Raw genomic sequence first — 9,204 nt, 5'->3', positions numbered from 1 at the left:
TGGATCAGGTTGATCGCGAGCAGGGTCACGAAGGAGATCGCCAGCATGATCACGGCGATGGCGCTGGCCCCCGCGTAATCGAATTCCGAGAGCTTGATGACGATCAGCAGCGGCGCGATCTCGGAGACGTAGGGCAGGTTGCCGGCGATGAAGATGATCGAGCCGTACTCGCCGACGCCCCGGGCGAAGGCGAGGGCGAAGCCGGTCAGCACCGCCGGGATCAGCGGCGGAAGCACCACCCGCACGAGAGTGGTGATCCGCGACGCGCCGAGGATGGCGGAGGCTTCCTCCACCTCCTTGTCGATCTCGGCGATCAGCGGCTGCACCGTGCGCACTGCGAAGGGCAGGCCGATGAAGACCATGGCGATGAAGATGCCGACCGGCGTGTAGGCCGCCTCGATGCCGACCTTGGCGAGCTGCGCGCCGACGAGCCCGTTGGGGGCGTAGAGCGAGGCGAGCGCGATGCCCGCCACCGCCGTCGGCAGGGCGAAGGGGAGATCGACCACGGCGTCGGCGAGCTTGCGGCCGGGGAAGTCGTAGCGGGTCAGCACCCAGGCGACGATGCCGCCGAACACCGAGGCCGTGAGCGCGGCCAGCAGCGACACGCCGAAGCTCACCCGCAGCGCGCTGGCCACCCGCGGGTCGGTCGCGACGTCCCAGATCCCGGACAGGCCGAGACCGGACGCCTTCACCACGAGGGCGGCGAGCGGCAGCAGCACGATCACGCCGAGGCAGGTCAGCGTGTAGCCGAACGTGATCCCGAAGCCCGGGATCACGCTGCGTTGGCGGAAATGCCGCCGGGGTTTGACGGGCTCGACCACGCGGTCAGCGCCCGGCGCGGCTCAGTTGGTCGAACAGGCCGCCATTGTCGAAGTTCGCCTTCTGGATGGTGTCCCAGGAGCCCTGGAGATCCTCGATCTTGAACAGCTTGATCTCGGGCAGTTGTGCAAGATCCTCGGGCTTGGCCGCCTCGCGCTTGATCGGGCGGTAATGGTGCTTGGCGAAGATCGCCTGCGCCTTGTCGCTGTAGAGAAACTGGAGATAGGCCTCGGCCTGCTTGCGGGTGCCTCGTCTGTCGACGTTGGCATCGACGAGCGCGACCGGCGGTTCGGCGTAGATTGAGGTCGGCGGCACGACGATGTCGAACTTGTCCTTGCCGAACTCCTCCAGCACGAGGAAGGCCTCGTTCTCCCAGGTCGGCAGCACGTCGCCGAGGCCGCGCTGGGCGAAGGTGACGGTCGAGCCGCGGGCGCCGGTGTCGAGCACGGGCACGTTCTTGTAGAGCTGGCCGACGAAGGCGTTGGCCTTCTCCTTGTTCTTGCCGTCCCGCTCGTAGGCGTAGCCCCAGGCGGCGAGGAAGTTCCAGCGCCCGCCGGCCGACGTCTTCGGGTTCGGGGTAATGACCTTCACGTCGGGCTTCGCCAGATCGTCCCAATCCTTCACCCCCTTGGGGTTGCCCTTGCGGACGAGGAAGACGACGGTCGAGGTGTAGGGCAGGCCCTCGTTCGGGAGCTTGGTGCGCCAGTCCGCTGGAATCTTCTTCGAGAGATTGGCGATGGCGTCGATATCGGAGGGGATGCCGAGGGTTACGACATCGGCGGGGATGCCGTCGATGACCGTGCGGGCCTGCGCGCCCGAGCCGCCATGGGCGGCGCGCACGGTGACCGTCTCGCCGGTTTTGGCCTTCCACTCCTCGGTGAAGGCCGCGTTGATCTCGCGGTAGAGTTCGCGCGTCGGGTCGTAGGAGACGTTGAGGATTTCGGTCTGCGCCATGGCGCCGCCGAGGGACGCGACGTATGCGGCCATGGCGATCCCGAGGAGGGCCGCCCGCCGATGCGGCGTTGCACCGAGCCTGATCGGATATCCGTCGAACACGTCGTCTCGCCTCCGCGTCGCGGGGTTTCGCCCGCCCGTGACGAGGAAGTGTTCGTTTTAAAGAACGATGTCAAGCTGCGTCACAGAATTGATCCGCCGATCAACGCTCCTGAGTGCCCCATTTCGGTAGTGGCTGCACAACAATATTCTACGGCCTGGAGAACTTTAGGGAAGGAACATCCAATTTCGTTCTGTTCTATCGAAAGAACGTTTTTCGGTGATTGCATCCTGCTGCGTCAGGCCGAGACCCATTCGACCGCCAGCCAGACGCCGCGGGCGACGATGAACCACCATGTCACGGTGACGACCAAGGCGGCGAGCAGGCCGAGGGTGGCGAAGTGGCCCTGGAGCGGGCGCAGGAGCGTTTCGAACGTTCGCTTCATCGAAGGACTTCTCTTCGTCTCGAGGCCGGTTCGACCCCCAGGGGGCGCTCGACTTGCCGTTCCGGTGATGATGCGTGCCATCGCGGAACATCGGGCGTCTCATCGGGCCGTCTCGGCCCGAGCGTGGCAAAGGACGAGCCAGGGTTGCAGCCGTTCCCACCCGCGCGAGCAAACGCTCCGAGGCGAGACGCGGACTCGAGGCGCCGGATTTGCAAGGATGCGGGCGACCGTCCCGTTTTCGGACGATCCGATCTTCCCTCGCGAAAGCCTTTTTCAATGTCGCCGACCCACTGCGCCGAGACCGCTTCGAACCGCGACCCGCAGCCGATCCTGTTCGGCCTGCTCGCCGACGGCTCCGACGAGGCGCGCTTCGCCTGCCTCCGCGCGGCGGCTTTCGGAGGCGGCCCGGTCTCACCGGAATTGTCCCGCTTCTCGCCGTCCGACGATTGGTACGGCCGCTGGTCGGTACGGCCCCTGCACGGGACCCTGACGCCGCGCGCGAAGCGCGTGGAAAGCGGCGTCTGCCCGGAGGACATCGTGGTTCTCGGGCCACGTCACCAGGCCAGGCGCTCCTGAGACAGTCGCGCGGCGGCGTATCCAGGAGCCGATCGGTCGCGCTATGCCTGGTGGGCGGCCTCGCTTAAGCTCCGTCCATGGACAACCGAGAGCTTCGTGAATCGCGCGCCGCCCTCATCCTGATGGCCGTTGCGGTGCTCGCCGTGCTGCTGTTCGGCGCCGTGACGCTGATCGTGCAGGCGGCGGGATGATCCGGCTCTACTCAGCAAGCGATCGGAGCTGCCGGTCGAGCGCTTCCAGGGCCCGGGCCTGATCCGGCTCGGGCTCGGGGCCGCTGACATAGGCGAGCGTCACCCGCGCGATGCGCAGGGCCGTCGCGAGATCGCGACCCTCGCGCTGCGCCTGCTCGATCACCGCGGCGACGTCCGCCATGACCTGGGCGTTTCCCTCGTATCCCCGCATCATCGCTGTCCGGGCCGCGATCCGTGCGGCACCGCTTTTCCTAACATTTCCGGTCCGTTGATGAAACGCGTGGGTTGCCGGCCCCTGTGCACCGGTCGTCCGCGGAGGCATAGTTCCGGCTTCACAAACTGGAGTGCCGGAGCATGGGCAAGGAGCGAGCGGCCGGCCACGCGGTGTTCGACGTGGCCGAGAGCGTGCGCCGTCTGCCCGAGACGGCGGCGACCATGGTGGCCGATCACCGCTTCACCGACGACGAGACGGCCAGCGCCCGCGTCTTCCGGGTCTACCGGCCGACGCCGCCGCACTACCACACGACCTGCGACGAGTATCTCTACGCCCTCTCCGGTCGCTGCCGGATGCAGTTCGGCGACGACCCGCCGGTCGAGGTCGGACCGGGCATGCTGGTGTTCTTCAAGCGCGGCGTGGTGCATTCGGTGCCGGAGATCCTGGAGGAGCCGGTGGTGTTCCTGTCGGTCGATACGCCCCGGCGCGGGCCGCGGGACATCCAGTTCGTGGAAGCCGGAACGGGCACGCCGGACAGCTTCATGCGGCAGTCCGATTGAGGCTCAGAGCACGTCGCTGCCGGCCGAAGCCGTGGGGCGTGCCGTGCCCGCCGCTTCGGCGGCGCTCTGGAACAGGCGCTCGCTCGTCAGCTTCAGGAAGTAGAAGCCGAATTCCGGGTTCTGGTAGTAGAGCTGCTTGACCTCGGAATAGGACAGGCAGCGAGCGGTGCCGGCTTCCACGCAGGCGAGCGATCCGGTCCGGCGGTTGCCGGGCGAGAGCATGCCGAGTTCGCCGACGATCTGGCCCGGCCGCACGTCGAGGCCGTGCTCGGCGATGCGGAAGCGCCCGCTCTCGATCAGGTACATCTCCTTGGCCTCGTCGCCCTTGAGGAACAGCACCTCGCCGGCCCGGAAGCGCCGCAAGGTGCCGAAGGGTTTCAGCCAATCGAGGGAGAGGTCGCCGGAGGCGGCCCGCTCGGTCTCGCGCACGAGGCGGACCATTTCGTAGAGGCGCCACGCGTTGAAGGGGATCTGGATCGCCTCGGTAAGCATCACCGGCACGCTGCCGATCAGGAATCCGTAGGTGATGACGGCGCAGCTCGCGCAGAGGGCGACGATGCGCAGCGGGATCATCGTCCCCATCGCCGAGGAGGCGACGGTGAGCGCCGTCCCGAGATAGCCGATCGCCTCGACCCAGTTCATCGCATGTCCCCCCGCTCGCGGCCGGCCTTCGCTCCGGCGGGCGCTTCTGCGCCTGTCACGTCGGCGGTTCGCCCATCCGGGCGGGGGATGCAAGGGGAGAGCGCTCAGGCGCTCGCGCGCAGTTCCGACGCGAGGAACGGCTCGGCGGCGTTGTCGGCAAGGGTGGCGGCAAGGGTGGCGGCGACGCGGTCGGCCGCGCGCAGCCCTTCCTCGTAGGCGCCGCCCGCCGTGCCCCACTGTGCGCGGGAATTCGCTTCGCCCGCGAACCAGATCCGCTCACCGACCGGCTCCTGGAGCGTCGTGCGGGACGCGGCGTGGCCCGGGGGAACCACCGCCCAGGAGCCCCGCGACCAGGGATCGTGGCGCCACGCGGTGACGGCCGGAATCGCGAGGTCGGCCAGGGCGTTGCGGCCGAAATGGTCGGCCAGCACCGCGCGGGCGCGGCGCCGCGCACCGTCGGCCCCGGCCCCGGCGGCATCGAGGGCGCGGGTGAAGGCGGCGTCCAATTCGAAATAGTGGAACGGCGTGCCGTCGATCCGGGTCAGCATCCCCGGCGGCTTGTGGCGCCCGCCGACGACGCTGGCGAGCCGGTCGCGGCCCCGGAACGGGGCGGTGGGCCAGTGCAGGACGACGTGCTCGTAGATGCCGGCCAGGAACCCGTCGATGGCCGCGCGGGCGGGCTGGGGCAGGGGCGGATCGAAGCGGAAGGCCGCCTGCAGCACCGGCACCGGCACGGTGACGATGGCGGCCCGCGCCGCGATTCGCCCGCCATCGGCGAGCTGCGCCCGCACGCCCGGCCCCGACCAGTCGAGGCCGGTCACGGGGCAGCCGAGCCGGATCGGCAGTCCGAGCGCCAGCCGCGCCAGATAGGCGCCGTAGCCGCCCGCGACGAAGAAATTGTCGCCGTATTCCATGCTCGGCCAGTCGTGCAGCGACACCTCGTCGAGCGGCCGCCCCGAGACCAGGGCGTGGACGCGGGCGATGCGCTCGCCCGAGGGGCCGAGATGGCGCGGCAGCGCCTTCGAGGCCGGCCCGTCCTGGGAGCGGGTCGCGGCGTGCGTGATGGCCCGGTCGGCGACGTCGAAGGCGCGGGAGAAGGCGGCCTCCTCGGCGGCCCGCCCCGGCCGACGCCCAATCCAGAGATGCTGCTCCTGTGCCGCGCGGCGCAGCGGCTCGCCGCGGGCTTGGCCCAGGGCAACGAGGGGGTTGATCGGCCCGGCATGCAGCCAGTGCGCGCCGAGATCGATGGCGTGTCCGCGCAGCCGCGTCGTCACCGCCCGACCGCCGACCCGGTCGCGCGCTTCGAGCACCGCGACTGAGAGGCCGCGCTCGATCAGCCGACGGGCCGCGGCGATGCCGGCGGCGCCCGCGCCGATCACGAGCACGTCGGGGGAGGCGGGAAGCGGCGCGAGGCGCGGTGCGACGGTCGGGTGGAAGCGGGCGTGCTCGGGGGAGGAGAGCATGGTGTCGATGCGGATCCGGGAGGGCGGCGGCCCTCATGTCGTCCGCGGACCCGGCCGCGGCAAGCGCCGCGGCCTGCGCCCGGCCGCTCACCGGGCCGGGGCGGCCCCCTTCGGATCGAGCACCTCGACCGTCCCGGACCGGTCGCCGCCCGGCCGCGGGCTGCCGGTCAGGGTGTAGATGCGGCCCTTGTAGGTGACCGCGCCGAAACCGTGGCGGGCGGTGGGAAGCCGCGCCAGGGCGCGCCAGAGATTGGCCGGCAGGTCGAAGGCTTCGACCTCGTCGTAGGTCCTGCGGTTCGATTCGCCGCCGATGACGAGGACCTCGCGCCCGAGCACGGCGGAGGCGACGCCGCTGCGCGCGGTCGGCAACGGCGCCGCCTCGCTCCAGGCGTCGGTCGCCGGGTCGTAGACTTGGTTGGCCGCGAGGTTCTTGCCCGAATCGCCGTCGACCCGGCCGCCGCTGGCGACGATCCGGCCCTCCACCGTCTGCACCGCAAGGTGGTCGCGGGGCGTCGGCAGGTCGGCCGCCTTGCTCCAGGCATTGCCGGCGGGATCGTAGACCTCGTGCGAGCGGACGTTGCCGCGCCCCGACCCGCTGCCGCCGACCACGTGGATCTTCTCGCCGACGAGCGTCGCCCCGCCCGCCGCGCGCGGGGTCGGCATCGGCGCGCGCGCCTCCCACGCATTCGTCTTCGGATCGTAGGCCCAGACCCGGTCGCTCGCCTCCCATCCGTTGACGTAGCCGCCGAACACGTAGATCCGCCCGCCCTTCTCCGCCGCCATGGTGTGATGGACGGGGTAGGGGAAGGGGGCGCCCTTGCTCCACGAATCGGCGGCGAGATCGTAGATCAGCAGGTCGGTCGCGCCGTTGTAGTCGCCGATGACGTAGGCCTTGCCGTCGAGCGCCGCGACCGCGACCTCGGACCGCTCCGCCGGCGCGGAACTGGCGCCCGCCCAGGCCCCGACCTCGTGGGCGCCGGCGGGTGCGGCGGCGAGGAGGATGGCGAAGCAGAGGGCGGGGGAGAGAAACGGGCGTGCCATGCGCGGGGCTCCGGCGGTTCTTCGTCCCAGAGCAACGCGTCAATCGCTCTCAAGAGCCCGCCTTCGTCAGGGGTTTCCCGGACGCGACACTTGCGCAGGCCGGGCGGAGCGGCGAGAACCCGGCCCGGGCGGGTGCAGATCATCGGAAGGATCGAAGGGCACGATGCTCATCAAGGCCGCCGCCGCAGCCCTGCGGCAGGTATTCTCGCCCGCGCTGCGCGGCATCCTGTTCAAGTCGCTGGCGCTCACGGTCGGGCTGCTGGTGGTGCTGTGGTTCGGGCTGACGCGCCTGATCCAGGCGTTCCAGACGAGCCACCACATCTCCGCCGACTACCCGTTCTTCGACACGCTCGCCTTCTTCCTGGCGGGCGCCGGGCTGTTCGTGGCGCTGGCCTACATCATGCCCGCGGTGTCGATCCTCGTGGCGGGCTTCTTCCTCGACGACGTCGCCGAGGTGGTCGAGCGCAGCGACTTCCCAACCGACGCGCCGGGGCGCGCCTTGCCCTGGGGGCAGGCGCTCGGCTCGGCGATCCGCTTCGCCGGCCTCGCCCTGCTCGTGAACCTCGTCGCGCTGATCCTCGTCTTCGTGCCGGGGGTGAACCTCTTCGCCTTCTTCGGTGCCAACGCCTACCTGCTCGGGCGCGAGTATTTCGAACTCGCCGCCGGCCGCTTCCGGCCTCTGCCGGAGGCACGGGCGATGCGCGAGCATTACGGGTTCACGGTGATCACCGCCGGCTGCCTGCTCGCCGGGCTGATGATCGTGCCGATCGTCAACCTCGTGACGCCGCTGTTCGGCGTCGCGCTGATGGTCCACCTGCACAAGGGTCTCGAACGCCGGGCGCTGCCCGGTCCGAGCGGGACGGACGTGCGCCTGCCGCACCGGCGCTGACCCGCGCCCACCGAGCGCGGCCGGCGGACGCCGGAGCTCATGCCCGGTGGAACTGCGTCCGCGGCAGGAAGCGGCCGGTTTCGCGTGGCGCCGCAGCAGTCTGACGTTCTCCGAGGCGAGGGCGCAAGTCGAGCGTCGAATTTAATCCCTGTCTGCGAGTGCGGCTCTGCACGTCCTGCCCGAATTTCATCGCCTATATCAGTATAACCAGAGGAGAAAATGCTTTCCCGATGGGGTAAGCGCTGAGAAAGAGATTGTAGATCATATGAAGAACCGGATTTGCGCCGTCGTTGCCGCCATCCTGATCGGAGTCGCCGCTCCCGTTTCATCCGCGACGGCCTTCGATGACGGGGACGGCAGGCCCGTGCCGTTCGACATGCCATTCGATGTGCCGGTTACGGGGTCTCTCGGCGTCCACGACGGTCCCCGGCATACCCGCTGCCCGATGAGTTCGGCGTCCGAGGGCAACGCGAACCAGCAGAACTTCCCCGTCAAGCAGTATGGCCAGACGTCCGGCGGCACGCGCTGCTAAGGCATGAACCGGTCAAGCGGAGTGAAAGAGCGTCGTGATATTGTGCAAATTCCGATATTTGCCGGAATTTTTTCGCCCTTAACGTCCGCTTGAGCCTCACATCTTCGCGAGTCGAGGCGATCTTCTTCGTCTCGACGCACTTTTCCCGTCCTCTCGATGGAATGGCCGGCCGCCTTCGTCGTTGATGGAGGAGCCGGACCATTCCGGCCTCGTTCCTGGCCCCTCGGCATCCCGGCCATCGCGGCGGGTCGGGCCGGGGCGGAATCACAGATCGCAAGGAGTTGACCACGCATGCAGCTGAAGCCCGTGTCCTACGCTATGATCGCCGTGTTCGCCTGCGGCCTCGTGATGACCGTCGTGGGATCGATGAACGTCCTGCTCGGCGGCATGTAGCGACCCGGTCACGCCTCCGGTCGGCGCTGCCGCGGCGCGGCGCCTCGGTCGAGGCGCAGCAGCAGAGCGACGGGGATCAGTCCCGTCATCACGATCAGCAGCGCGCTCGCGGCACCGTCCTCATAGGTGCCGCGGGCGGCCTCGCCGTAGAGATGCGTGCTGAGGGTCTCGACGTTGAGCGGGCGCAGAAGCAGCGTCACCGGCAGTTCCTTCGCCATGTCCACGAAGGCGAGCAGCGCCCCGCTCAGGACGGCCGGCCAGGCCAGCGGCAATTGCACCGCCAGCAAGGTCCCGAAGCGCCCGCGCCCCAGCATCCGCGCCGCGTCGGGAAGGGTCGAGGGGATGCGAGCGAACCCTGCCTCCGCCGCGCCGACCGAGATGGTCAGGAAGCGCAGCGTGTAGGCGATCACCAGCGCCGCGCCCGTGCCGAGGCCGACCGCCGGGG

At 69.6% G+C, this 9,204-nt stretch carries 12 protein-coding genes; 4 read left to right on the top strand and 8 right to left on the bottom strand.

Going from position 1 to position 9,204, the window contains the following annotated elements:
• The 3 genes from cysT to MFF42_RS16705 all read right to left on the bottom strand — a co-directional run.
• Positions 1 to 821: sulfate ABC transporter permease subunit CysT (cysT, locus tag MFF42_RS16715; RefSeq protein ID WP_238256758.1), on the bottom strand; the 821-nt coding region annotated here is incomplete at its 3' end.
• 4 nt (positions 822 to 825) lie between these two features.
• Positions 826 to 1,875, bottom strand: coding sequence for a sulfate ABC transporter substrate-binding protein (locus MFF42_RS16710; protein ID WP_238256757.1), 1,050 nt, complete (start codon positions 1,873 to 1,875; stop codon positions 826 to 828).
• Between the two features lie 236 nt (positions 1,876 to 2,111).
• Positions 2,112 to 2,258 (bottom strand): hypothetical protein, encoded by a 147-nt coding sequence (locus MFF42_RS16705; protein ID WP_238256756.1) that lies wholly within the window; start codon positions 2,256 to 2,258, stop codon positions 2,112 to 2,114.
• A gap of 276 nt (positions 2,259 to 2,534) precedes the next feature.
• On the opposite strand from MFF42_RS16705, the gene MFF42_RS16700 reads away from it, so the two are divergent.
• A complete protein-coding gene (locus MFF42_RS16700) occupies positions 2,535 to 2,834 on the top strand; it encodes a hypothetical protein (protein ID WP_238256755.1) in 300 nt (99 codons plus the stop codon).
• A 198-nt stretch (positions 2,835 to 3,032) separates the two neighbouring features.
• Here the strand turns inward: MFF42_RS16700 and MFF42_RS16695 are convergent, their stop codons facing one another.
• Positions 3,033 to 3,206 (bottom strand): hypothetical protein, encoded by a 174-nt coding sequence (locus MFF42_RS16695; protein ID WP_238256754.1) that lies wholly within the window; start codon positions 3,204 to 3,206, stop codon positions 3,033 to 3,035.
• 173 nt (positions 3,207 to 3,379) lie between these two features.
• On the opposite strand from MFF42_RS16695, the gene MFF42_RS16690 reads away from it, so the two are divergent.
• Positions 3,380 to 3,799: a cupin domain-containing protein gene (locus MFF42_RS16690; RefSeq protein ID WP_238256753.1), complete on the top strand. Its 420-nt coding sequence runs from the start codon at positions 3,380 to 3,382 to the stop codon at positions 3,797 to 3,799.
• Between the two features lie 3 nt (positions 3,800 to 3,802).
• On the opposite strand, the gene MFF42_RS16685 is transcribed toward MFF42_RS16690, so the two are convergent.
• From MFF42_RS16685 to MFF42_RS16675, 3 genes are all read right to left on the bottom strand, one after another.
• On the bottom strand, positions 3,803 to 4,441 hold the full coding sequence (locus MFF42_RS16685; protein ID WP_238256752.1) for a cyclic nucleotide-binding domain-containing protein: 639 nt from the start codon (positions 4,439 to 4,441) through the stop codon (positions 3,803 to 3,805).
• A 104-nt stretch (positions 4,442 to 4,545) separates the two neighbouring features.
• Positions 4,546 to 5,904 carry a flavin monoamine oxidase family protein gene (locus MFF42_RS16680; protein WP_238256751.1) on the bottom strand — a complete coding sequence of 453 codons (1,359 nt, stop codon included), beginning with the start codon at positions 5,902 to 5,904 and terminating at the stop codon, positions 4,546 to 4,548.
• An 87-nt stretch (positions 5,905 to 5,991) separates the two neighbouring features.
• Positions 5,992 to 6,945 (bottom strand): Kelch repeat-containing protein, encoded by a 954-nt coding sequence (locus MFF42_RS16675; RefSeq protein WP_238256750.1) that lies wholly within the window; start codon positions 6,943 to 6,945, stop codon positions 5,992 to 5,994.
• A 163-nt stretch (positions 6,946 to 7,108) separates the two neighbouring features.
• Here MFF42_RS16675 and MFF42_RS16670 point away from each other — a divergent pair, with 163 nt between their 5' ends.
• Both MFF42_RS16670 and MFF42_RS16665 read left to right on the top strand, forming a co-directional pair.
• On the top strand, positions 7,109 to 7,834 hold the full coding sequence (locus MFF42_RS16670; RefSeq protein WP_238256749.1) for a sulfate transporter family protein: 726 nt from the start codon (positions 7,109 to 7,111) through the stop codon (positions 7,832 to 7,834).
• A 265-nt stretch (positions 7,835 to 8,099) separates the two neighbouring features.
• A complete protein-coding gene (locus MFF42_RS16665) occupies positions 8,100 to 8,366 on the top strand; it encodes a hypothetical protein (protein ID WP_238256748.1) in 267 nt (88 codons plus the stop codon).
• A 401-nt stretch (positions 8,367 to 8,767) separates the two neighbouring features.
• On the opposite strand, the gene MFF42_RS16660 is transcribed toward MFF42_RS16665, so the two are convergent.
• Positions 8,768 to 9,204 (bottom strand): ABC transporter permease (locus MFF42_RS16660; protein ID WP_238256747.1); only part of this gene is annotated, 437 nt, incomplete at its 5' end.

Origin of the sequence: Methylorubrum podarium, from assembly GCF_022179745.1 — a bacterium.
Lineage (GTDB): Bacteria > Pseudomonadota > Alphaproteobacteria > Rhizobiales > Beijerinckiaceae > Methylobacterium > Methylobacterium podarium.
This window is presented reverse-complemented; position numbering and strand designations above follow the sequence as displayed.

Coding starts and splice junctions, on each gene's coding strand:
- MFF42_RS16705 (WP_238256756.1), bottom strand. CDS start 2,258: ATGAAGCGAACGTTCGAAACGCTCCTGCGCCCGCTCCAGGGCCACTTC.
- MFF42_RS16700 (WP_238256755.1), top strand. CDS start 2,535: ATGTCGCCGACCCACTGCGCCGAGACCGCTTCGAACCGCGACCCGCAG.
- MFF42_RS16695 (WP_238256754.1), bottom strand. CDS start 3,206: ATGGCGGACGTCGCCGCGGTGATCGAGCAGGCGCAGCGCGAGGGTCGC.
- MFF42_RS16690 (WP_238256753.1), top strand. CDS start 3,380: ATGGGCAAGGAGCGAGCGGCCGGCCACGCGGTGTTCGACGTGGCCGAG.
- MFF42_RS16685 (WP_238256752.1), bottom strand. CDS start 4,441: ATGAACTGGGTCGAGGCGATCGGCTATCTCGGGACGGCGCTCACCGTC.
- MFF42_RS16680 (WP_238256751.1), bottom strand. CDS start 5,904: ATGCTCTCCTCCCCCGAGCACGCCCGCTTCCACCCGACCGTCGCACCG.
- MFF42_RS16675 (WP_238256750.1), bottom strand. CDS start 6,945: ATGGCACGCCCGTTTCTCTCCCCCGCCCTCTGCTTCGCCATCCTCCTC.
- MFF42_RS16670 (WP_238256749.1), top strand. CDS start 7,109: ATGCTCATCAAGGCCGCCGCCGCAGCCCTGCGGCAGGTATTCTCGCCC.
- MFF42_RS16665 (WP_238256748.1), top strand. CDS start 8,100: ATGAAGAACCGGATTTGCGCCGTCGTTGCCGCCATCCTGATCGGAGTC.